This window comes from Piscinibacter gummiphilus (assembly GCF_032681285.1).
Lineage (GTDB): Bacteria > Pseudomonadota > Gammaproteobacteria > Burkholderiales > Burkholderiaceae_C > Rhizobacter > Rhizobacter gummiphilus_A.
The window spans coordinates 3,036,660-3,058,022 of record NZ_CP136336.1 but is presented as its reverse complement, the minus strand read 5'-3'; the positions used below and the strand labels follow the sequence as shown (position 1 = coordinate 3,058,022).

The 21,363-nt window shown below is 66.6% G+C and carries 19 protein-coding genes; all 19 read right to left on the bottom strand.

What is annotated here, in order from left to right:
• Positions 1-4: 4 nt before the first annotated feature.
• Complete coding sequence (locus tag RXV79_RS14235) at positions 5-901, bottom strand: hypothetical protein (RefSeq protein WP_316698356.1); 897 nt, start codon at positions 899-901, stop codon at positions 5-7.
• 22 nt (positions 902-923) lie between these two features.
• Entirely contained in the window at positions 924-2,057 is a 1,134-nt protein-coding gene (locus RXV79_RS14230; protein ID WP_316698354.1) for a DUF4150 domain-containing protein, read from the bottom strand.
• A gap of 13 nt (positions 2,058-2,070) precedes the next feature.
• A complete protein-coding gene (locus RXV79_RS14225; protein ID WP_316698352.1) occupies positions 2,071-3,093 on the bottom strand; it encodes a hypothetical protein in 1,023 nt (340 codons plus the stop codon).
• The gene (locus RXV79_RS14220) at positions 3,093-4,214 is read right to left on the bottom strand and encodes a DUF2169 family type VI secretion system accessory protein (protein ID WP_316698350.1); all 1,122 of its coding nucleotides are present in this window, start codon (positions 4,212-4,214) and stop codon (positions 3,093-3,095) included. The genes RXV79_RS14225 and RXV79_RS14220 overlap by 1 nt, the downstream gene beginning before the upstream one ends.
• 21 nt (positions 4,215-4,235) lie before the next feature.
• Positions 4,236-4,766: a DUF6484 domain-containing protein gene (locus RXV79_RS14215; RefSeq protein WP_316698347.1), complete on the bottom strand. Its 531-nt coding sequence runs from the start codon at positions 4,764-4,766 to the stop codon at positions 4,236-4,238.
• A 14-nt stretch (positions 4,767-4,780) separates the two neighbouring features.
• Positions 4,781-7,066 carry a type VI secretion system Vgr family protein gene (locus RXV79_RS14210; protein ID WP_316698345.1) on the bottom strand — a complete coding sequence of 762 codons (2,286 nt, stop codon included), beginning with the start codon at positions 7,064-7,066 and terminating at the stop codon, positions 4,781-4,783.
• A gap of 98 nt (positions 7,067-7,164) precedes the next feature.
• Positions 7,165-7,905, bottom strand: a complete 741-nt coding sequence (locus tag RXV79_RS14205; RefSeq protein ID WP_316698343.1) for a hypothetical protein — start codon at positions 7,903-7,905, stop codon at positions 7,165-7,167.
• 22 nt (positions 7,906-7,927) lie between these two features.
• Positions 7,928-9,262 carry a tetratricopeptide repeat protein gene (locus tag RXV79_RS14200; RefSeq protein ID WP_316698340.1) on the bottom strand — a complete coding sequence of 445 codons (1,335 nt, stop codon included), beginning with the start codon at positions 9,260-9,262 and terminating at the stop codon, positions 7,928-7,930.
• Positions 9,249-11,960, bottom strand: a complete 2,712-nt coding sequence (tssH, locus tag RXV79_RS14195) for a type VI secretion system ATPase TssH (RefSeq protein ID WP_316698338.1) — start codon at positions 11,958-11,960, stop codon at positions 9,249-9,251. The genes RXV79_RS14200 and tssH overlap by 14 nt, the downstream gene beginning before the upstream one ends.
• 266 nt (positions 11,961-12,226) lie before the next feature.
• Positions 12,227-13,285, bottom strand: a complete 1,059-nt coding sequence (gene tssG / locus RXV79_RS14190) for a type VI secretion system baseplate subunit TssG (protein WP_316698335.1) — start codon at positions 13,283-13,285, stop codon at positions 12,227-12,229.
• A gap of 5 nt (positions 13,286-13,290) precedes the next feature.
• Positions 13,291-15,150 carry a type VI secretion system baseplate subunit TssF gene (gene tssF, locus RXV79_RS14185; RefSeq protein ID WP_316698334.1) on the bottom strand — a complete coding sequence of 620 codons (1,860 nt, stop codon included), beginning with the start codon at positions 15,148-15,150 and terminating at the stop codon, positions 13,291-13,293.
• A 66-nt stretch (positions 15,151-15,216) separates the two neighbouring features.
• Positions 15,217-15,747 (bottom strand): type VI secretion system baseplate subunit TssE, encoded by a 531-nt coding sequence (gene tssE, locus RXV79_RS14180; RefSeq protein ID WP_316698331.1) that lies wholly within the window; start codon positions 15,745-15,747, stop codon positions 15,217-15,219.
• Positions 15,744-16,541 (bottom strand): type VI secretion system accessory protein TagJ, encoded by a 798-nt coding sequence (locus tag RXV79_RS14175; protein WP_316698329.1) that lies wholly within the window; start codon positions 16,539-16,541, stop codon positions 15,744-15,746. Before RXV79_RS14175 ends, tssE begins: the two co-directional genes overlap by 4 nt.
• Positions 16,542-16,554: 13 nt before the next feature.
• On the bottom strand, positions 16,555-17,052 hold the full coding sequence (locus tag RXV79_RS14170) for an Hcp family type VI secretion system effector (RefSeq protein WP_316698328.1): 498 nt from the start codon (positions 17,050-17,052) through the stop codon (positions 16,555-16,557).
• Between the two features lie 53 nt (positions 17,053-17,105).
• On the bottom strand, positions 17,106-17,537 hold the full coding sequence (locus tag RXV79_RS14165; RefSeq protein ID WP_316698327.1) for a hypothetical protein: 432 nt from the start codon (positions 17,535-17,537) through the stop codon (positions 17,106-17,108).
• 79 nt (positions 17,538-17,616) lie between these two features.
• On the bottom strand, positions 17,617-18,096 hold the full coding sequence (locus RXV79_RS14160; protein ID WP_316698325.1) for an Hcp family type VI secretion system effector: 480 nt from the start codon (positions 18,094-18,096) through the stop codon (positions 17,617-17,619).
• Positions 18,097-18,213: 117 nt separating this feature from the next.
• Positions 18,214-19,707, bottom strand: coding sequence for a type VI secretion system contractile sheath large subunit (gene tssC, locus RXV79_RS14155; RefSeq protein ID WP_296718472.1), 1,494 nt, complete (start codon positions 19,705-19,707; stop codon positions 18,214-18,216).
• Positions 19,708-19,738: 31 nt separating this feature from the next.
• Entirely contained in the window at positions 19,739-20,251 is a 513-nt protein-coding gene (gene tssB / locus RXV79_RS14150; protein ID WP_316698322.1) for a type VI secretion system contractile sheath small subunit, read from the bottom strand.
• A 41-nt stretch (positions 20,252-20,292) separates the two neighbouring features.
• Entirely contained in the window at positions 20,293-21,303 is a 1,011-nt protein-coding gene (tssA, locus tag RXV79_RS14145) for a type VI secretion system protein TssA (protein ID WP_316698321.1), read from the bottom strand.
• Positions 21,304-21,363 lie beyond the last annotated feature (60 nt).

Sequence of the window (21,363 nt, the reverse complement as noted above, 5' to 3'; positions counted from 1 at the left end):
GGCGTCAGTCGATGCGGGACCAGGTGGCCCCGTCGAAGCGCATCACGTCCTTGGAGCCTACCGTGATCAGCTGGTCGGCCGAAACGATGAACTTGTAGAACGTGAAGGGAATGTCGGTGTCGCCGAAGTCCACCGGCTCGGTGGTGTTGTCGCGATGGTGGTACAGCACGCCGCGGGTTGCGAGGTACAGCGTGCCCTTGAACCAGGCGATGTCCCAGATGTCTTCTCGCGTGGCGGTTTGATCGACGATTTCCCATTCGTCGTGCCGGCCCTTGAGGACCAGACCCGCCTGCCCCGACACGTAGACGAAGCCATCGGGTGCGCAATGCACGCCGAGGAGGATGAGGTTGGTGGGGCTCGAGATCTGGCGCCACTTCTTGCCGTTGAACTCCCACATCTCGCCTTCGTGCCCGACGGCGTAGATCTCTTTCTCGCTGAAACCGTCGATGGCTTCGAAGCCCACCACGTCTTCGTCTGCACCCGGCATGCCCTCGTCGAGGGGCTCCCAGCCGCCTGGGATGCGCCGGTACATCTGCCGGTCCATGCCGCCGATGTAGACACGCCCCCCGATGCTGCGCGCGCAGCGCAGGTGGCCGACCTTGCCGTCTTCCGGCTCGATGTCTATGGCGTCTTCGCTTGCCAGGTTGCCGACAGGGCCCGCCGCGATGTGGCCTTCGTGGCCGACGAGCACGAGTTCCTGCACGGGCTTCTGGCCCCAGCAGACACCGACGGACGTCCAGGGGAAGCTCTTGGCCACCCAGGTTCCCTTGTCGAGCGTTGCAAGCACGGTGTGCGGCGTGCGCTTCTCCATCAGGTCGTCGCGGCCCAACAGGAACGCATGGAGATCGGGTGCGATTTGCGTGCCGGTCCAGTAGCTGAACTTTTCCGTCCATCGGCTCATAGGGGGTCTTCTCCTTGCGGGTTCAGGAAAGGCTGGCGTCCAGGTCGACCATGTCGGCATCCCACTCGGCCTGGTAGTCCTGGTTGTGCTGTGAGTTGAGGGTGGGCTTGTCGGCCGGGTCGTTCTTGGACATGCCCATGTCTTCGTGCCCCTTGACCAATTGTTTGGTAATGCAGTTGGGGTCGCACTCCGCCAGAGGAAACACCTTGCAGTGCTCCTGCCCACCGACTTCGGCCGACTTCTGCACCGTGAACTTGCCCTTCTTTTTCTTGGCGGCCTGGGTTCTTCGCTCGTGGCCAAGCCCGTGAGTGCCGATGTGGTAGCTCGGCCCTTCAACGATGGCAGTGGGGGCGGTGCTCGCACTGTAGTTGGGGTTGCTTTCGACGGTGGCCTTCTCGACAAGGTGGTCGCCCGTCTGCTTGGAGCAACCGACCTTCTTGACTTTGTTGTATGGCACCAGCACGCAGCGCAAGGCCCGCCGGCAGTCATTGGCTTCGATCTCGACCGCGTAGTCCTTGTAAAGATCTCGGACCTTTGCGCTGGCGTTCTGGTAGGCCTTCGAGCTTTCGCCCTGTGTGTCCTTCGCCTTCTGGCGTGCCTTTTCAGCGGCGGTGATCGCCTTCTGGGTCTTCTCGGGGCACTTGGCCTTGTCCTTCCACGGGTCGCAACGTTCCTTGACGGTGTCGGCATCGCGCGCGCAGTCGGGTATGGTCCCCATCGCCTGCAAGGCGGCGTGCAAGGTGGGTGGCGCACCGGCGGGCTTGGAGCCGTGGTTGTGCGTGGTCATGTCCATGTGCCGCACGGCGTTCTCGCCTTCGACCTTCACGTCCATCGACCACGCGATGAAATACGCCTTGCCCTTGGTCTTGCTGGTGATGACGTTCTTCTTGGGTGCCGAGCCGGCCTCGTCGCCCGTACTCGTCTTGAAGAAGCTCTTCTCCTTGAGCATGATCTCTTGGCCCGAGCTCTTCACGGAGGTGGAACCGTCGGAGGTGTCCGACGCCATGGCCGTATTCGGGTAGGGGATCGGCACGCCGGGCGGCGTGGCCGGCGTCTGCGGTGGCGTGAAGCAGACATCGGGGAAGGCGCAGATCGACTTGCCCGAGCTGGACTTGCACGACACCTCCATTCCGTTGGCGTAGACGCTGTTTCCCATCAGGCAACTCCCATCACGCAGCCCCGAAGCGAAGCGTCATCGCGGCGCGTTGCCCCGCGTCGTTGGACATGTGGGCCAGGATCTCGTGGCCCAGCGTGTAACCCTTGCGGCAGGCCATGTCGGCCACGGCCACCGCGGCCGCACCCGCCAGCGCACCGGCTTCGCCGATGCATTCGGCCGGGTGCCAGGTTTCGAATTCTTCTTTCCGGCGCCGAAGGACGCGGGTCAGCGCCAGTGCGGCCTCCTTGAAGTAGTACTGCTCGCCCGACAGATCGGTGATGCGGAAATCCATGTCGTGCATCTCGCGGCCGGCTTCACCGAGGGCTGACTTGATGGCAGTCGAGAGCCCGTCGCCTCGAAGCGGCTCACCGGAATCGATGGACGCACCCTCCATCGCCAGGCCGATCCCGGTGCACACCAGCGCCGGCGTGCCCGCGGGCTTGCCGACGAGCAGGGCGCCGGCGCCTTCTCCGGGCATGAACCCGTTCGAGTTCGACGGCGTGAGCAGGCGGGCTTCGCGCAAGTAGTGCGCGAGCGTGGGGCCGTGGACCAGGCTGTCCGCCGCCACGATTAGCACTTGCGGCGCACCTGCCGCAATCAGGGTGCGGGCCTGTGCCATCGCGACCGCGACCGACACCCTGCCGTGTGCCACTACTGCTGAACTTTGCGCAAACGTGGCGCCGAGCTCCTGCAGCACCTCAGGAAACAAGAGGGTGTCCAGCTCCGGCAGACGCCCGGGGCGATCGGGTTCGGCGATGCACAGCAGCAAAGGGGTCGACGACCAATCGGCCGATGGCAGGTCGGCCAGCGCTTCATCGATCGCCATGGCGGCCAGCTTGGCGAGGCGCGTGCGTCCGCTCCAGCGTCGTTCGAGCTCGACCTGATGGGCCATGAGCCAGTTGCCTTCGCCGCCGATGAAGCGCGTCTCCGTCGGGTTCGTGACCTTCGCGCGGATGGCGGCGCATGCGGCTGGCCCGCTCAGGCCGACGGCCGTGACGAGGCTGGCGCGCCGGATGGCCAGAGCCGTGGCGGCCATCAGGCTTCTCCCACGGTTTCGGGGTGCATCGGCACCACCTTGATGGGCAGGGGGAACGGCGCGCGCTCCCATTGCTGCCACCACTCGCGGCCCTTCTTGCCCACCACCACTTGCGCAATCTCATGCATGCCTTTTCGCAAAGGTCGGGTCATGCGCCATGTGAGGCTGAAGCGCTGCAGGTCGGGTTCGATGACGATGGTGTCGAGAGCAGCGTTGTAGTTCTCGACGTCTCCGCGCATGGGGAAGACGTGCACCGGCGCCACCAGGCCCGGAATGGTGAACTGCGTCGAACCCTCGGGGGTCAGGTTGGTCAGCGCAACTTCGATCGGGCCGCCGCCGAACGTGTCGAGCGGCACCTGCTGGTCCGCAGGTGCGGCCTGAAAATAAAGTTCGTCGAAATCGGGCGGCAGAAAGGGGAAGTGCTGCTCCAACCATTTGTCGTCGTAGGTGCCGGCGAGCCTGGAGCGCGGCTCCCAACCGCGCCCGACGGGACCGAAGGCCATGGGGCGGTAGTTGCCGTTGGTGTCGGTCACGCTGTGCCCCGACTCTTCGGTCAGTGGCAGCGGCTTGCCGTCGACCCATTCCCTGCGCAGGTGCTTGTGGAAGCCCCGACCGGCCGGGTTGGCCATGAAGGCGGCGTGCTGGGCCGGGTCTTCGTGGGCCAGATCGGCGCCGCCGAATGCCACGTCGTAGGAGACGGGCTGTTTGATGAAGGGCTCCGGCGCGGACGCACGCAAAGTGGCGAGACCGCAGTCCCAGTGACGGGGGCCGACGGCGGCGAAGCGCTTGTGCCAGGGGCCCACACGCAGTCCGACGTCCACGCGTGTGGCGGGACGGCCCTGCGGCGCGTACGCGCTGCCCAGCAAAAGAATGTCGCACCGCGGCTTGCGTGGCGCGAAGTCGACTTCATAGACGGGTGCCGACAGGCCCGGCTCGCCGGTGAAGGTGTCGGCCATCACCAGCGGCAGCTGCTCCTCGTGCAGCGCGAAGTGGGTGTGAGGCTCGCCGGCCTGCGGGAAGCGAAACGTGCCCTTGATGACGACGACCAGCAGCTCGCGGCCGCTGGGCTCCAGGCCCATGTTGTAGCCAGCCGTCATGCGGGTGGCATTGATCAGTTCCATGTGGGGCTCGGGTCGTCGAGATCAGTTGAGCTGCACCGAGCCGCCCTTGAGCCGGTTCACGCCCGTCGAGCGGCTGGAGACGTAGCTACCCTGGATCAGCACCTTGCCGGCGCTGGTCAGCGTGATGCTCGCCTTGCCGCACTGGAGCACGAGCTCCTGCTTCGCGTTGACGATCATGCGCTCGCCGTCGGTGTCGAGGTGCACCTGGCCCGGTGCGTCGAGCGGACGGTCGCCGGGTTGGCGCAGCACGCCCATCACGATCGGCCGACTCGCATCGCCGTTCTCGAATGAGAGCACCGCCTGCTGGCCGACATGGGCGCCGTGCAGGTCGAGCACGGTGCGTGCGCGCAGCGCAGCGGTGCCGGGCTGGCCGGGAAACAGCACGAGCGGCGTACAGCCGCCGTCCGTGATGGCGACGATCTCGCCGACCACGACGTCCGGCAAGGGCGCCCTGGAAAGGGCGGCGGGGCGATCGCCCAGTAAAGCTTCCAACGGGCCAGTCGGCGCTTCGGCCAGCATCAACTGTTCGTCGCTCAGGTGTTCGCGTTGCATCGCGTGCCTCGTTGTCAGTTCTGCAGGATCTTCGAGCCCTTCATCACGATGTCGCTGCTGGCCTTGACGTTGACTTTGCCAGAGCCATCGATCGTGATGTCCTTGCCCTTGATCGAGATGGTGCCGTCCTTCTTCATCGTGATGCTGGCGCTGCCAGTCTTGATGGTGATGGAGTCGGCGGCGGTGATGGTGAGGTTCTTGCCCACCGTGAGGGAGTCGTCTTCACCGATGCTGGTCGTGCGCTTCTTCCCGACCGTCGTGGCCTGTGCGCCACCGACGGTGAGGCTGCGGTCTGAGCCGATCTCGTTGCTCTGCTTCGCGCCCACGCTGGTGGATTGGTTGGCGCCGACCGAAATGGTCTGGTTGGCGCCCACCGTGATGGCCTGCATCGCACCGACCGTGATCTCCTGAGCAGCGCCCACGGAGATCGTCTCGTTGATGCCGACCGTGTGGGTACGCTGCTGCGCGACGGTCGCGGTTTCGCTCGCGCCGACCGTGATGCTGCGATTGCTGCCGATCGTGATCGTTTCGTTGGCGCCGACGGCTTCGGTGCGGTTCGCACCGATCGTGATGTCTTCGTTGGAGCCCACCGACTCGGTGCGGTTCACGCCGATGGTGATGGTCTCGTTGTTGTCCACCGTCTCCGTGCGGTCGTGGTGAACCGTGATGGTCTCGTCGTTGTCGACCGTCTCGGTGCGGTCATGCTTCACATGCACCGTCTCGTCGTGGTCGATGGTCTTGGTGCGGTCGTGGCCGACCCAGTGCGTCTCGTCGTTCTCGACCTCGATGTCCTGGTTCTTCTCGGCGTGGATCCACAGCTGCTCGCTGCCCTTCTTGTCTTCGAAGCGGATCGCGTTGGCGTTCGCATACGCGCCACCCTTCGACGAGCGCGTGAGGATGCCGCTCTGGGTGGCGTTGGCCGGCAGGTCCCACGGGGGCATCTGCTCGGCGTTGTAGACGCGGCCGGTGATGAGCGGCTGGTCGGGGTCGCCTTCGAGGAAACCGACGACCACCTCCTGCCCGATGCGCGGGATGTGGATCGCGCCGAAGTTCTTGCCGGCCCAGGGGTGCGACACACGCACCCAGCAGCTGCTCTTCTCCTTCAGGTCTTTCTTCTTCGCCTCGCGGTCCCAGTGGAACTGCACCTTCACGCGGCCGTACTTGTCGGTGAAGATTTCTTCACCGCCGGGGCCTACCACCACGGCCGTCTGCGGGCCCTGCACGAAGGGCTTGGGCGTGCGGCGCGGCGGGCGGAACTGCTGCGACGACGGGATGGCGCTGAAGTCGCAGTGGAAGGTGTTGGCGCCGCTCGTGCCCGACTCGTTGGCGCTGACGCTCGCCTGGATGGAGGTGGCCACGATCAGGTATTCGGTGTTCTGGTCGTCGCGCGGGTGGCGGGTGAGCTTGAGCAGGCTGCCCGTCTGGATGCTGTGCCCATTGGACGCGGCCTGCACCACGTGGAAGCGCGACTGCTGCTCGTCGAGCCGGTCTTCGACCTGCTGGCTGCCATCGGCGGCCACGATGTAGTCGCCCTGGTAGTCGAACATCTCCGAGTCGGCGAGGTCGTGGTCGTGGGTGGTGTCTTTCTCGACGGCGAGGTCGACCGAGGGGCGCTCGAAGTCGTAGCTGTCGAGCACGGTCTTGCCGGGGCGGATCTCGCGCGAGAAGGTCCAGCGCGAGACCGACTCGGTGTCGGGCGGGGCGGCGCCCAGCTCGTAGAAGGGCAGGGTGTCGTGCCCCTTCACCGCGTTGTGGGCGCTGCGCGAGTCCACGAGCATCAGCTTGTGCTCGCCGTCCTTGTGCTCGAAGTACCAGTAGATGCCCTCGTGCTCGAGCAGCCGGGCGATGAAGTTGAAATCGCTCTCGCGGTACTGCACGCAGTACGTCCACTTGCGGTAGGTGCGAAAGAGGTTGAATTTGAAGTTCGCCACCCGGTGGTCGTCGAAGATCTTCTTGACGATGTCCGGGACGGTCATGTCCTGGAAGATTCGGCAGTCGCTCGTGCGCGTGAGGAACCACAGCCACGGCCGCACGGTGGCGTGGTAGCGGTAGTAGCGGCCCTGGTGGCCGCCCATCGCGAAGCGCGTGACGTAGCCATTGAGGTGCCGTTTGCCGTCGGCCAGCGCCACGTTCACGGTGATCGGCTTGCCCAACAGGTCGGCGGGCTTGAGGTCGGCCTTCTCGCTCAGGAGGTTGAGCTGCATGTCCTCGAGCGCGCTCAGCCCGCCGGTGGTCGTCATCGACTCGAACAGCAGGTCCGCAGGCGGAAGAGGGGAGCTCAGGGTGATGGGTGCTGGCATGGAGTCCTACCTGGAACGCGTCCTGGGTGTGGGCGTGAAGATAGGGCGTGAGCGCCCTCGCGGTAAGCGACGAAAGTCATGGCGCCGCCGCGCCGGCCTCACTTCGTGGTGGTGACCGGCGGCTTGGGTGCGATGTAGGTGATGAAGCGGTAGACCTGCCGGCTGCGCGACACGATGGGCACGCCGGACTCGCGGGTGTACAGGCTGTCGAGGAAGGCGTTGCCCTGGTCGAGGCCATGCAGGTACGAGGGCAGCGAGGTGTAGTTCTCCATCTCCACCTGCACGAGGTTGGGGCCCATCCAGTCGGCCTCCTTGAAGCGGATGGAGAAGTTGCCGGTGTAGCCCCACAGCGGGTAGGCGAGCGGCTCCGACAACTTGCCCTTGCGGCCCTGCTGGCCGCCGCCGGTGCGCCCCTGCACGAAGAAGTGGCCCTTGCTCGGCACCCAGTAGCAGGTCACGTTGTTGATGCTGTACTCCCCCGACGGGCGGCCGTGCGCGATCCAGTCCTGGTAGATCTCCACCGCCTCCACGAAGGCGGGGGTGTTGCGCATGTGCTTGGTCTCGCTGTCTTCGGGGCCGAACTCGAGGTCGCCGTTCTTGAGGCCGAGGGACGGCGAGCCGATCAGCCACCACACGAGGTTGCCAGCCGCTTCGTTGGCCTCGGCAAACCATTCGCTCGTGTTCTTGACGGCGCTCTCCCACGCGGTGGGCGTGTAGGCATACATCTGCGGGCCTTCGGCGCCGGGCGGGGAGTTCTTCGTCAGGGCATTGGTGCCGCCGTCGATGGCGGGCTGGTTGGTGTCGGACCCGAGCGGGCCGAGGTTGCCGTCGTTGGCCATGGGAAAGCTCCAGGCGGTGTGTTCAGGGAAGCTGCGCGGCGACCAGCCAGCCGATCACCGGCTGTCCGCTTTCCACACGCAGCTGCTCTTCGTTCAAGGCCAGCTCGTTGAGCCCCACTTGCGACAGCAAGCGGCGCAGGTAGCCGCGGTGGTGGGCATAGCGGCCGTGCGGCTGCAGCTTGTACGACTCGCCGCCGTCCGACTTCCACGCCTCCACGGTGAAGACGAAGCGGCCGCCCGGGCGCAGCGCTGCGGCCGCGGCGCGCAGGGCATCGTGCAACTCGCCGAAGTAGCACAGCGTGTCGGCGCAGATGAGCACGTCGAATCGGCGCGGGTTGTCGTTCAGGTACGCCACGAGTTCGGCGTGCTCGAGCTTGTCGTAGACCCGGCGGCGGCCGGCCTGAGCCAGCATGCCTTGAGACAGGTCGCAGCCGCTCAACTCGCGCGCCCACTCGCGCACGAGTGGGCCGCACAGGCCGGTGCCGCAGCCGAGGTCGAGCACGTCGTACTGCCGCGAGGGTGGCGCCAGCAGCGATTCCAGCATGTCGGTCACGAGCTGCGGCGCGCGGTAGTCGAGCGCAGCGAGGTTGGCGTCGAAGGTGGCAGCGAAGGCGTCGAAGGTCTTCTCGACGTAGGCGTCGCTCGCACGCTCGGGCACCGTGCCGCCTACGCAGGCGGCGAGGTGGTGGCGCACCACCGGGTTGTCGGGTTCGATGGCGAGCCACGCGCGGTAGAGCTGGGCCGCGTCTTCCAGGCGGCCCTTGTGAACCAGCGCCTTGGGCATGGCGTTGCGGGCCTGCAGTTGCTTCGGCGCGAGGGCCACGCCGCGCGCGTGGGCCTTGAGCCCCTCGTCGATGTGGCCTTGCTCCACGAGCGCGAGCGACAGCGTGTACCAGGCGAGCGCGAAGTCGGGCCTGGCCTTCACCGCACGGCGGCACAGTGCCTCGGCCTCCGCATGCTGGCGGCGCTTGCGCAAGAGCGTGGCGAGGTTGGTGAGCGCGTCGACCTGGTCGGGCTGGAACGCGAGGCAATCGCGGTAGGCCTTTTCGGCCTCGTCGTAGCGCTGGGTCTCGACGAGCACGTTGCCCAGGTTGTTGAGCGGGCCCGCTTCACCCGGCAGGCGCACGATGGCCTGGCGGATGAGGCTCACCGCTTCTTCGCTGCGACCGCGGATATGCTCCAGAACGCCCAGGAAGTGCAGCGCGTCAGGGTAGCCCGGCCAGCGCTGCAGGATGGACACGAGCAGCGGCTCGGCCAGGTCGAGCTGGCCGCCGCGCAGGTGCGCGACGGCACGCTGCAGCAGCTGGCGCTGCGGCAGCTCGGGTTGCTTGGTGTTGCCGGGTCTAGTCGAAGGCATAGGCGAAATCGCCGTCGGCGACGGTGAGCTCCACCTTCGCGAGCGGCGTGCCCGTGGCCAGGCGCGTGAGGTACTCGTGGCTGATGCGCGGCAGCACGGTGTTGGTCAGCAGCGCGTCGATCACGCGGCCGCCGCTCTCCACTTCGTTGCAGCGGCTCACCACCAGTTTCACCACCTCGTCGTTGAAGGTGAAGGGCACGTCGTGGTTGGCTTCCACGCGCTTCTTGATGCGGTTGAGCTGCAGCGTGACGATGCGGCCCATCATGTCTTCCGACAGCGGGTAGTACGGGATGGTGACGATGCGGCCCAGCAGCGCGGCCGGGAACACCTTCAGCAACGGCTCGCGCAGCGCCTTGGCGATGGCGTCGGGCCCGGGCATCAGCTCCGGGTCCTTGCACAGGTTCATGATGAGGTCGCTGCCGGCGTTGCTGGTGAGCAGGATGATCGTGTTCTTGAAGTCGATCAGCCGGCCTTCGCCGTCTTCCATCCAGCCCTTGTCGAAGACCTGGAAGAAGAGTTCGTGCACGTCGGGGTGGGCCTTCTCCACCTCGTCGAGCAGCACCACGCTGTAGGGGCGGCGGCGCACGGCTTCGGTCAGCACGCCGCCTTCGCCGTAGCCCACGTAGCCCGGGGGCGAGCCCTTGAGCGTGGAGACGGTGTGCGCCTCCTGGTACTCGCTCATGTTGATGGTGATGACGTTCTGCTCGCCACCGTAGAGCGCCTCGGCGAGCGCGAGCGCCGTCTCGGTCTTGCCGACGCCCGAGGTGCCGGCCAGCATGAAGACGCCGATCGGCTTGCTCGGGTTGTCGAGCATCGCGCGCGAGGTCTGGATGCGCTTGGCGATCATCTCCATCGCGTGGTCTTGCCCGATCACACGTTCGCCGAGGTTCTTCGCGAGGTTGAGGATGGTCTCGATCTCGTTGGCGGCCATGCGGCCGACAGGAATGCCCGTCCAGTCACCGACCACGCTCGCCACGGCCTGGTAGTCGACGGTCGGCAGGATCAGCGGGCTCTCGCCTTGCAGCGAGCTCAGCTCTTCCTGGACCTTCTTCAGCTCGGCAAGCGTCGCGCTGCGTTCGGCATCGGAGAGCTTGACCAGCTCGGGCGCCGCAGCTTCGGCGCTCTTCTCGAGCTTGCTGCCCGTGCCTTCCACCGGCTCCAGGCCACCGCGCAACTTGGCACGCAGGTCGAGCAGCTTGTCGACCAGGCCCTTCTCGGCCTGCCAGCGGCTTTGAAGCTTGTCGAGCCGGGCCCGCTCGGTGGTGAGCATGGCTTCGACTTCGGCCGAGCGCTTGGTGGTGTCGATGCCGATGGCGTTCTCGCGGGCGATGATGCCGCGCTCGGTTTCGAGTGCTTCGATGCGCTTGCTGCAATCGTCGACCTCGGCCGGGGTGGCGTGCAGGCTCACGGCGACACGCGCGCAGGCCGTGTCGAGCAGGCTCACCGACTTGTCGGGCAGTTGGCGTGCGGGGATGTAGCGGTGCGAGAGCTTCACCGCCGCTTCGAGCGCCTCGTCGAGGATCTGCACCTTGTGGTGCTTCTCCATCGTGGAGGCCACGCCGCGCATCATGAGGATGGCGCGCGGCTCATCGGGTTCGTCGACCGTCACGCTCTGGAAGCGGCGGGTGAGCGCCGGGTCTTTCTCGATGTGCTTCTTGTACTCGGCGAAGGTGGTCGCGCCGATGGTGCGCAGCTGGCCGCGGGCGAGAGCGGGCTTCAGCAGGTTGGCGGCGTCGCCGGTGCCGGCCGCGCCACCGGCGCCGACCAGCGTGTGCGTTTCGTCGATGAACAGGATGATGGGTTTGGCGCTCGCCTGCACCTCGTCGATCACGGAGCGCAGGCGCTGCTCGAACTCACCCTTCATCGAGGCACCGGCCTGCAGCAGGCCCACGTCGAGCGAGCGCAGCTCCACTTCCTTGAGCGAGGGCGGCACGTCGCCACGCGCGATGCGCTGCGCGAAGCCTTCGACCACCGCGGTCTTGCCCACGCCGGCCTCGCCGATGAGGATGGGGTTGTTCTGGCGGCGGCGCATCAGGATGTCGACCACCTGGCGGATCTCGTCGTCGCGGCCGACGATCGGGTCCATCTTGCCGCTGCGGGCCTGCTCGGTGAGGTCGGTGGTGAACTGCTTGAGCGCTTCCTGCTTGCCCATCGCGGCGGGCGAGATCGCGCCGCTGGCTTCGCCCGGCGCGGCACCCGACTCGCTTGCCACCTGCTGGTCTTCGGGCGAGCCGCCCACGATCTTCAGGAAGTTCTCGGTCAGGTCGTCGGTCTGGATCTTCTCGAACTGCTTGCTGATCGACATCAGCACGTTGCGCAGGCTCTTGGTCTTGAGCAGGCCGACGATGAGGAAGCCGGTGCGCACGTGGGTGCCGCCGTACATCAGCGAGCCGTAGACCCAGCCGCGCTCCACCGCGTCTTCCACGAAGGTGGAGAGGTCGGTGACGGAAGAGGCGCCGCGCGGCAGCCGGTCGAGCGAGTTCTGAAGGTCGGCGACGAGGTTTGACGCGTCCATGCCGTAGTGTTTGGCGATGCGGTGGATGTCGCTGTCCTGGTTCTGCAGGATCTGGAACAGCCAGTGCTGCAGCTCCACGTATGGGTTGCCGCGCAGCTTGCAGAAGACGGTGGCGCCTTCGATCGCCTTGTAGGCCAGCGGGTTGAGTTTGCCGAAGAGGGCGGAGCGGCTGATTTCTGCCATGAGAGTCTCCCGTTCAGAGTGGTTGCGCCGTTAGGGCCTGTTAACGCTATGGGAAGGTACGCGCCGGCGGCTGGCAAAGCGCTGGGCAAGGCGCATCGCGCGGCCCGGGCTGGCCGCCCGGGCAAGCGATGCAACGCGGCCCAGCGCTTTGCCAGCCACCGGCCCGAAGGGTGATCTCGTCAAAAGGGCATCCGCGGCGTTGCACGGCTTGCCCGGGCAGAAAGCCCGGGCCGCGCCGTGCGCCTTGCGGATGTCCTTTTGACGAGTCACGCGTGCCTTCCCATAGCGTTAACAGGCCCTAAGCGCGAGGGATGCAGATGGAGTTCCCCGCGGTCGGGGTGCGGTGTCTTGCGGCCGAGCCAGGTGGTGCGGCCGAGTTGCGCCTTGCCGCGCATGTCGAGCTTGGGCACTTCGCCGCCCTTGAGCACGAGGCGCACGTCCCACAGCAGCTCGAAGCCCACGAGCTGGCGCATCCAGTCGCGCAGCTCGATCAGCGAAGGCTGGCCGGGCAGGAACTGCCGGTACTGCTCGAGCGTGAGCGGGCCGATGTGCAGGCGCAGCTTGTATTGGCGGTCCCACACCTTGGCGCCGGCCACCACCGACACGCCGAGCGGCGCGCTGCGGCGCGCGCCCGGGCGGCCGAGGCGGCTGCGGTCTTCGGTGCGCAGCGGCATCCAGTGGCCCACATACGGCTCCACCCGGATGGGCACGTCGAAATACTGGCGCAGCACCTTGGAGATGGCTTCGGGGTTGCGCGTGCTCTTGGCGAGCAGCCCGGCGCTGTGGCGCTTGGCGGCATCGGGCACGGCGTCGGCGCCGCGCATCGAGGCCGGGGCCTGGCCGAACAGCGCGCTCACCCATTTGGCGAACTGGTCGTCGTGCGGGCGGTCGGCCTGCACGGTGGGCTGGTTCTGTGCCCAGGCGCGGTAGAAGAGCAGCAGCGCGCGGTGGTGGAAGACGTCGGCAAAACGCGCGAAGGTCGGGTCGGCGTGGTTGCGCAGCCGGTCCCGAGCGTATTCGGTCAGGTGCAGCGGCAGCGGGCCCATCGGGCCGAAGAGGCCGAAGAAGCGGTTGCCGAGGCGAGGGCGTGCGCCCTCGGCCTTGAACGACATGATCGCCGCCGGTGCGAAGTCGAGTTCCGGGTCTTGCCCGAGGCGGATAGGCTCCACACCAGGGCGCAAGGCCTTGCCCAGGCGCGGAGCGTCGGGCGAGAGCGATTCGATCTGCCGCAGCACGGCAAAGAAGTCGTGCGCCCACGGCTGCGCTGCGAGCTGCTCGTAGAGACGGGCTCGGCGTTCGTGAAGCTCGCGGGCGTCCTGCTTCATAGGTGTCAGAGGACTGCTTTCTCTCCGATGCGGGGCTTGGCGCGGAAGATCTCGCCTCGTGTCGCCGAGCGCAGCACGGTCTCGCAGAAGCTGTTGGCCGAGGCCTGGCGGGCGAAGAGGTGCGACAGCACCTGGCCGAGCAGGAAGGCGCTGCTGCCCTGGAAGCCGAGCTCGTCGACCAGCGCAGTGACTTCGACACCGCAGCCGAAGGTCAGCGGCCCGGGGAAGGGCAGGCGGCGCACGACCGACTTCGCTTCCACCCATTGCAGGCTCTCGACCTGCTTGGCCCAGGCCACGTCTTGCTCGGGCCCATGCAAGGCGAGCAGGCTGCGCAGCGAGGCGGCCGCGCGCTTGGGGTCGTCACCGGCGATGCTGAGGTAGTTGAGCGTGAGCAGGCTCACGAGCGACCAGCCGACGTCGCCACGCGCGAGGCGCTGCACCGGGCGCGTGGGGCCGCGCAGGGTTTCGATGCGGCCGGCGGGGCCGGCGGCGTCGAGCGTCCAGGTGGTGGCGTTGCCGGGCAGCAGCGTGGGCAGGTCGCGGTTGGTCACGAGCGCCGTGAGCGAGAGCTGGCGGATGTCTTCGCGAAAGGGCGCCGCCTGCGGGTCGACCAGCGACAGAAAGACTTCCTGGCCCACGTAGGCCGAGCGCGGCCCGTCTTGCCGCTGGCGCGACGACAGGAGCCGCGGCTCGCGGCGCACGGTGAAGTAGGCGCCGTGGTTGCGCGATTCGTCGTGGTAGCTCGCATAGAGCGGCAGAAATTTTTGCTCCGCCACCTGCGCCGTGCCATAGCCCGTCACCGACTCCATCGTGTGCACTTCGTAATCCATCGGCCGCGTGCGGTCGGGCACCACGTGGTTCTCCCAACTATCCGTGCCGAGCTGGATGCGATCGAGCCGCTTGGGGAAGAGGTTGACGGCGGGGGTACAAAAGAGCGCGAGGCTGCCGGCGTCCACCAGCGATTCAAGGGCGGCGTCCCCACGCGAAAACAGAAGCACGATCTCGGCCTCGGCGCCATCGACCTGGTCGAGGCGGCGGGCGAGGTCTTGCACATCGAAGAACAGGAAGCGCTGCGGCATCGCGGCCAGCTCCTGCAGCAGGCGGTGGCCGCTGAAGCCGCGCAGCGTCTCGGGCAACAGGGCCTCTTCGTCGCTGAAGCCGAGGGGCTGCACCGAGGCGGCATCGGCGAAGCCCTGCATCGGGCGCTTGTTGCTGACCCAGGTGGCAACCGTGTTGCCGAGCACCAGCTCGTGCAGCCGGAAGGCCACCTCGTCGGGCGCCGAGATGTAGAGCGCCAGGCGATCGAGCCTGAGCTGCTTGAAGTTCAGCCCGCCGTGCAGCTTGAGCTTGATGCGCAGGCCCCCCTTGACCTGGCGTGCGACCGGCAGGTGGGCCAGCGGCAGGTCGGGCGCATGGGTGAAGTACTGGACCGAAGCGATCTCGATCGGCCAGAGCGTCACGTCATGCGCAATGCGGAACTCGCAGCGCGTGTTCTGGCCGCGGGTGAGTTCGGCGTTCAGCGCGGTGCCACGCTTGAGCGTGAAGCCCTTGGTGAGGTTCGGGTCGAGCGGGTCGGGCCGCATGCGCGCCACCACCATCGACGGCACCGGCGACAGGAAGCCGGGGTACACCGTCTCGAGCAGGTGCTGGATCAGCTTGGGCTGCTCGGCATCGAGCTTGACCTGGATGCGCGCGGCGAGGAAGGCAAAACCTTCGAGCAGGCGCTCGACATACGGGTCGGTGACTTCCAGCCCGTCGAGCGACAGCCGCGAAGCGATCTTCGGAAACTCCTGCGCGAACTCGGCGCCCACCTCACGCAGGTGGGTCAGCTCGTCGTTGTAGTGGCGCAGGAGGTTGGGGTCCATGAGCGGGAATTCTGTCGATGTGGCGCGGGCTGAACAGCTACTTTGGTCACACCCGTCGGGGCGCGCTCAGCGGGGGGCGCGCCGGCTCACCGTGCCACTGGCCATGTCACGCACTTCCACCTGGCCGGCTTCGAGGTCGACCTGGGTGCGCAGCAAGAGCTCCAGCGGCACGGGCTGCGCCCACATGAAGCCCTGGATCTCGAACTCGATGACGTTGTGGGTGTCGAGCACACTGGAGGCGTCGAGCGCGGTGACCTGCAGCGAGTCTTCCATCACCCGCGGCTCGAAGCGCAGGATGGCCTGCTTGATCGCGCGTTCGAGCAGGCTCACGTCGATCTTCGACGCGAGCTGGCCCGACATCGCGGGCAGACCGAAGTTGAGCACCGAGTCGGCCGCGGCCGGGAACCGTTTGGCGAGCTCCTTGTCGAGCGGCTGCACCGAGTTGAGCAGCCACGACAGGTCGCGCAGCACCGCCTCGCGGATCTGCGCCTTGTTCATCACGCGGTTGTCTTCGGCTTCGACGTGCGACAGCGGCGCGGTGTCGGTCAGCCGGTCGAGCAGGACGGGCTGAAGGCGGTCGCGGGTGTTGACGCTCATGCAGCCGGCGTGAGTCTGATCTCGCGCACTTCGAGCAAACCCAACTCGGCGCTGCTGGTGGAGATGATTCGCTGGCCCAGGCCGGCGTATTGGTCGGTGCCGGCCGGCAGCCATTCGGTGGCGCGTGCCAGCTTGAACTTGCCGTCAGGCTGCTCGCGTGTGCCGGGGTAGCAGGTGGGAATGAGCGCGACGGATTCCCCGCCGTTGGCGAAGGTGAGATGCGCAGGCGCCCAGACCATGTCGCGCAGGTCTTCGGGCTCGTCGATGTTGACGGCCGAGAGCGCGTCGAAGGGCACCCAGGTGTAGCGGCCATTGAGCACCACTTCGAGCACGGGGCCCAGGCGCGAGTCGGCGTCGGCGATCCAGTCGAACGTCTCGCCGTTGATCGTGCCGGCCGTGGTGGGCGCCGCCTCGAAGGCTTGCGCACGCAGCGCCTGCGCCTGCTCGGGCTGGCCCTGTGCGTCATGCGAGAGCGCCTGGATCAGCAAGGCGATCCATTCCGAGGGTTTGCCGAAGACGACCGGCGTCGTCTTGCCCGCAAACACGGCGCCACGCACCGCCTCGCACTTGATGGCTTCGCGGTAGGTGTTGACCATCGCGAGCGTGCTGGCGTCGAGCTGGCCGCAGACATCGAGCTGCGCCATCGCCCGCTCCCACTGGCCGAGCACGGCGAGCAGCTGGAACAGGAAGACACGCAGCTTGGCGTCGCCGGGCTTGTCGCGCACCTGCTGCTGCAGGGCTTGCAGGGCGGCTTGGGGGTCGCCCGCGGCGACGAGTTCCTGGGCGGTGGCCATGATGGTGTGGGGTTCAGGTGTTGAGGATTTCGTCTTCGAAGGTCATCGAGGCGCCGCGGCTTCCCGCCGACTTCTGCGGCCGGTACTCGACCGAGACCTTGTTGAACTGCAGCGTCACCGTCTCGAGGGTGTTGCCGGCCTCGTCGGTGGAATGGTCGACCGAGGAGACGCGAGCCTTCTGCAGCGTGACGAGGAAGTAGTCCATCTGCTCCGAGCCGGCCTTGCGCATCGTGAGCTTGGCTTCCTTCACTTCGTCGTTGGTGGCGAGCGCGGCCATCAGGGCGGTGGTGGCCGAGTCGATCTGCTTGACGATGGTGAGGCCCTTGTAGGCGCGGCGCGAGGTGGCCTGGGTGGACCCCAGGGCCGAGGTCGCCGAGACACCCCAGTGCCAGCCCTTGACGACGATCTCTTCCTCGTGGCCCGGGTTCAGCGCTTCGCCCTTGACCTTGCCGGCACGCTTGGTCTGGACGCTCAGGAAGATGTCGGAAGCAGAGGTTTGGGCGGCAGGCATGAGGGCCTCGTCAATGGCGGTGTGGGGTGGGTCGCGCTACGCGGGTCGCCGCGTCAGACGCTGTGCGCGCGCTTGCGGCCGGCGGCGAGGGCCGGGGTGAAGGTGCCAGGCGAGCCGGGTACGGCGTTGACGCCGGGGGTCATGATGTCTTCGACGACACGGCGCTGAAGGTCATAGATCGCGATCTGCTGCTCCTTCTTGGCGGCCTCGACCGCGGCTTCGCGCGTGGTGTACTTCTTGACGCTGTCGAAGTAGTAGTTGTTGTTGCCGGGGTTGAACCAGGCGCCCACGATGTTCGAGCCGCCGGGGCCTGCGGCGTGGTTCATCGCGAACACGCAGCCGGCATGGCCGAACTGGTTCTGGGTGGCGTCGTAGGCGACGCAGTAGCCCGGGCCTTCGAGGATGCGGCCTTTTTCGAGGTCGATGCTGACGCCGTTGGGGTTTTGTTGTGCGATGGCTTGCACAACGGCTGCACTGGTGGCCATGAGAACTCCCTGTGAAGTGTGGGATGGCCGCCCGGAGCCAGGCCCCAGGCGGCAACCGCATGCCGTCGGCGTGTGCCGATCAGGTGATCTCGGTGGTGGCGTTGTTCCAGCCGAACTTCACTTCGCCACCCAGGCCGCCCTTGTCGTCTTGCGGCTTGTAGGCGAAGTCGACCTGCTTGTAGGCGAAGGTGATGCTCTCGACGATGTCGCCGCCCGAGCTGCCCGACGGCTGCACCGACTTGATGAACACTTCCTTGAACTTGATGACGAGGAAGTCTTTCTGGCCTTCGCCGGCCTTGCGGCTGGTCATGGTCACTTCGGGGAAGTGCTTGCCCGAGGCGCAGTACTTGGCCAGCACCGGCGACCCCTTGTCGTAGATGTGGGTGATGTGGAAGTCGCCCGGCGTGGCCTTGCCCTTACCGGAGCCGCCACCGGCGCCGATGGAGTCGTTCGAGACGCCCCAGGTCCACGACAGGACTTCGATCTCGCCCTTGTGGTCCTTGTGGGTGGATTCGCCGTCAACGCCGGCAAACTTGATGTGGGTGTCAATGGAAGCCATGTGAATCTCTCCTTGAGTTCAGTAGTCTGAGGAAACGAAGTTGCTGGTAAAGGGACGCGAAAACCGCGGGTAAGGAAGACGAGGGCTGCAGGTCGTCTTCGGTTGTCTTTCAGTGAATCAGGCCGCCTTCTGTGAGGGCAGCTTGGAAACCAGGCGCAGCGACACCGTCAGCCCTTCGAGCTGGTAGTGAGGCCGCAGGAAGAACTTGGACGAGTAGTAGCCGGGGTTGCCGGGGATCTCTTCGACCACCACCTCGGCGGCCGCGAGCGGCTTCTGGGCCTTGGTGGTCTCCGACGAGTTGGCCGGGTCGCCGTCGACGTAATTCATGATCCAGCTGTTGAGCCACTTGGCCATGTCGTCCTTCTCCTTGAAGGAGCCCACCTTGTCGCGCACGATGCACTTCAGGTAGTGGGCGAAACGGCAGGTGGCGAAGAGGTAGGGCAGGCGTGCGGCCAGGTTGGCATTGGCCGTGGCATCGGGGTCGTCGTACTCGGCGGGCTTTTGCAGCGACTGGGCGCCGATGAAGGCGGCGAAGTCGCTGTTCTTGCGGTGCACCAGCGGCATGAAGCCGTTCTTGGCGAGCTCGGCCTCGCGGCGGTCGCTGATGGCGATCTCGGTCGGGCACTTCATGTCGACACCGCCGTCATCGGTCGGGAAGGTGTGCGTCGGCAGGCCTTCCACTGCGCCGCCCGACTCGATGCCGCGGATGCGCGAGCACCAGCCGTATTGCTTGAACGAGCGATTGATGTTGACCGCCATCGCGTACGCCGAGTTGGCCCAGGTGTACTTGGTGTGGTCGGCGTTGGCGGTGTCTTCCTCGAAGTTGAATTCTTCGACGGGGTTGGTCTTGGCGCCGTAGGGGATGCGCGCCAGGAAGCGCGGCATGGCGAGGCCGATGTAGCGCGCGTCGTCGCTTTCGCGCAGCGAGCGCCAGGCGGCGTATTCGGGCGTGGTGAAGATCTTGGTGAGGTCGCGCGGGTTGGCGAGTTCCTGCCACGACTCCATCTGCATCAGCCCCGGCGAGCCGGCGGCGATGAAGGGGGTGTGGGCCGCAGCCGCCACTTTCGACATCTCACCCAGCAGCTCCACGTCGGGCGGGCTGTGGTCGAAGTAGTAGTCGCCGACCAGGCAGCCGAAGGGCTCGCCGCCGAACTGGCCGAACTCTTCTTCGTAGACCTTCTTGAAGATCGGGCTCTGGTCCCAGGCGGTGCCCTTGTAGCGCTTGAGGGTCTTGCCGAGCTCGTTCTTGCTGATGTTCATCACGCGGATCTTCAGCATCTCGTCGGTCTCGGTGTTGTTCACCAAGTGATGCAGGCCGCGCCATGCGCTTTCGAGTTGCTGGAACTCGGGGTTGTGCATGATCTGGTTGATCTGCGAGCTGAGCTTCTGGTCGAGCTCGGCGATCATGGCCTCGATGGAGGCGACGACGTCGCTGCCGATGACCTTGGTGTTGGCGAGTGCCTGTTGCGCGAGCGTGAGCACCGCGCTTTCGACGGCCGACTTCGCCTCGTCGCTCTTGGGCTTGAACTCCTTCTTCAGGAGCGATGCGAAATCACCGCCCTGGAACTCGACGCCCTGCAGGGCCGACGATTGACCTTGTGCTTCTGCCATTTCGTTTCTCCGTGTTCAGTGCGTTGCGGGCTTACTCGGCCTTGGGCTCGTCGGTGGTCTTCTTTGCAGAAGCCAGGCTGTTGAGCAGCGCGGGGTCGGAGATGACCTTGGCCAGCAGCTCTTCAGCGCCGGTCTTGCCGTCCATGTAGGTGATGAGGTTGCTGAGCTGCTGGCGGGCGGTGAGCAGCTGGTTGAGCGAGTCGACCTTCTTGGCCACAGCGGCGGGCGAGAAGTCGTCCATGCTCTCGAAGGTGATGTCGACCGAGAGGTTGCCTTCGCCGGTGAGGGTGTTGGGTACCTGGAAGGCCACGCGCGGCTTCATCGACTTCATGCGGCTGTCGAAGTTGTCGACGTCGAAGTCGAGCAGCTTGCGCTCGGCCACGGGGGCGAGGGGTTCCGACGGCTTGCCCGACAGGTCAGACAACACACCCATCACGAAGGGGAGCTGCACCTTCTTCTCGGCGCCATAGAGCTCGACGTCGTATTCGATCTGGACGCGCGGGGCGCGGTTGCGGGCGATGAATTTCTGACTGCTGGTGGCCATGGTGGAACTCCTCTTACAGGTTGTTCAGGAAGACGAACGGGTTACTCGTTGTGGGTGCCGGCGATGTTTTCGATCTGGTCGATGCCGGCAGGCGCCAAATCTCTGATGATTTCCAGGAAGTTCTTGCCCATCAGGCGCTGCGCGCGGCGGATCAGCAGCGGCGCGGGGTTGGTGGGTTCGTTCTTCTCGAGCCACTCGCAGGCGCGGTCGAGGCTCTTCAACACGTCTTCGCGGGTCACGATCGTGCCGGGCGTGCCGCGCACGGGCGCCGCGCCACCCGCGGCGGCGGGCTGGTCGTCACCGGCGGCTTCAGGTGCCGCGCCGCCTTCGGCCTGCGTGGCCGCGGTGGCGAGCGCCTGGGCCAGCACGCGCAGCGGGCGCAACTCCGGGCCTTGGGCGCCGCCGACCTTGTCGATCAGGAGCTTCTCGATGCCCGACACGTCGGCGTGCAGTTGCTTGAGCGCGGCCAGGGTGCCGGCAGCTTGCGCTTCGGCCGCCTGCAGGGCCTGCAGCATGCCGTCGGCGCTGGGCACGGTTTCGTCGGCCAGCGGCTCGGCCTTGCCGAAGGCGAGCTCGATCTCGCGCACGGTGACCGCCGGCCGGCCGCCGCCGATGCTGGCGGCGCGCAGGTCAGCGAGGCCGGCGGCGCTGTCGACCAGCGGGGCCAGCGCGTTCAGGCGCATGGTGGGGTCGTTGTTGTCGTCGGCGTCGAGCTGGGGGTAGACGTGGTCCCAGTGGCGCTCGAGCAGGCCGGCGATGAGCGTGATGCCGCTGGCATAGGCCGTCACGCCCTTCAGCCGGGCGCTGGCACGGGCCAGCAGCACGGCCACGCGGATGTCGCGGGTGCGGCGGGCCACTTCCAGCGCCTGCTCGCTCACGGTGCGCCAGTCGGGGCCTTCGGCTGCGATCACGGTGTCGCCGAACTGCTGCTCGGGCTTGCCGCGGGCGGCTTCCTCGAGGGCCAGGAAGGCCGGGTCGTATTCCAGGTCGGCACCACAGGGGGCGTCGTCGCCGAGCGAGGCCAGCAGGTCTTCGACGGGGAGGGCGTTCATGTGGTGCGTTTTGTGGTTTCGATCACGATGGGTGGACTGTAGGAAGCGGCGGGGTGACCA

What these genes read in the sequence shown, in the direction of transcription:
- RXV79_RS14170 (WP_316698328.1), bottom strand. Translation starts at nt 17,052, where the DNA reads ATGCCTGCCGCCCAAACCTCTGCTTCCGACATCTTCCTGAGCGTCCAG.
- tssG (WP_316698335.1), bottom strand. Translation starts at nt 13,285, where the DNA reads ATGAAGCAGGACGCCCGCGAGCTTCACGAACGCCGAGCCCGTCTCTAC.
- tssA (WP_316698321.1), bottom strand. Translation starts at nt 21,303, where the DNA reads ATGAACGCCCTCCCCGTCGAAGACCTGCTGGCCTCGCTCGGCGACGAC.
- RXV79_RS14225 (WP_316698352.1), bottom strand. Translation starts at nt 3,093, where the DNA reads ATGGCCGCCACGGCTCTGGCCATCCGGCGCGCCAGCCTCGTCACGGCC.
- tssE (WP_316698331.1), bottom strand. Translation starts at nt 15,747, where the DNA reads ATGAGCGTCAACACCCGCGACCGCCTTCAGCCCGTCCTGCTCGACCGG.
- tssB (WP_316698322.1), bottom strand. Translation starts at nt 20,251, where the DNA reads ATGGCCACCAGCAGTCAGAAATTCATCGCCCGCAACCGCGCCCCGCGC.
- RXV79_RS14175 (WP_316698329.1), bottom strand. Translation starts at nt 16,541, where the DNA reads ATGGCCACCGCCCAGGAACTCGTCGCCGCGGGCGACCCCCAAGCCGCC.
- tssH (WP_316698338.1), bottom strand. Translation starts at nt 11,960, where the DNA reads ATGGCAGAAATCAGCCGCTCCGCCCTCTTCGGCAAACTCAACCCGCTG.
- RXV79_RS14230 (WP_316698354.1), bottom strand. Translation starts at nt 2,057, where the DNA reads ATGGGAAACAGCGTCTACGCCAACGGAATGGAGGTGTCGTGCAAGTCC.
- RXV79_RS14215 (WP_316698347.1), bottom strand. Translation starts at nt 4,766, where the DNA reads ATGCAACGCGAACACCTGAGCGACGAACAGTTGATGCTGGCCGAAGCG.
- RXV79_RS14160 (WP_316698325.1), bottom strand. Translation starts at nt 18,096, where the DNA reads ATGGCTTCCATTGACACCCACATCAAGTTTGCCGGCGTTGACGGCGAA.
- RXV79_RS14210 (WP_316698345.1), bottom strand. Translation starts at nt 7,066, where the DNA reads ATGCCAGCACCCATCACCCTGAGCTCCCCTCTTCCGCCTGCGGACCTG.
- RXV79_RS14165 (WP_316698327.1), bottom strand. Translation starts at nt 17,537, where the DNA reads ATGGCCACCAGTGCAGCCGTTGTGCAAGCCATCGCACAACAAAACCCC.
- tssF (WP_316698334.1), bottom strand. Translation starts at nt 15,150, where the DNA reads ATGGACCCCAACCTCCTGCGCCACTACAACGACGAGCTGACCCACCTG.
- RXV79_RS14235 (WP_316698356.1), bottom strand. Translation starts at nt 901, where the DNA reads ATGAGCCGATGGACGGAAAAGTTCAGCTACTGGACCGGCACGCAAATC.
- tssC (WP_296718472.1), bottom strand. Translation starts at nt 19,707, where the DNA reads ATGGCAGAAGCACAAGGTCAATCGTCGGCCCTGCAGGGCGTCGAGTTC.
- RXV79_RS14200 (WP_316698340.1), bottom strand. Translation starts at nt 9,262, where the DNA reads ATGCCTTCGACTAGACCCGGCAACACCAAGCAACCCGAGCTGCCGCAG.
- RXV79_RS14205 (WP_316698343.1), bottom strand. Translation starts at nt 7,905, where the DNA reads ATGGCCAACGACGGCAACCTCGGCCCGCTCGGGTCCGACACCAACCAG.
- RXV79_RS14220 (WP_316698350.1), bottom strand. Translation starts at nt 4,214, where the DNA reads ATGGAACTGATCAATGCCACCCGCATGACGGCTGGCTACAACATGGGC.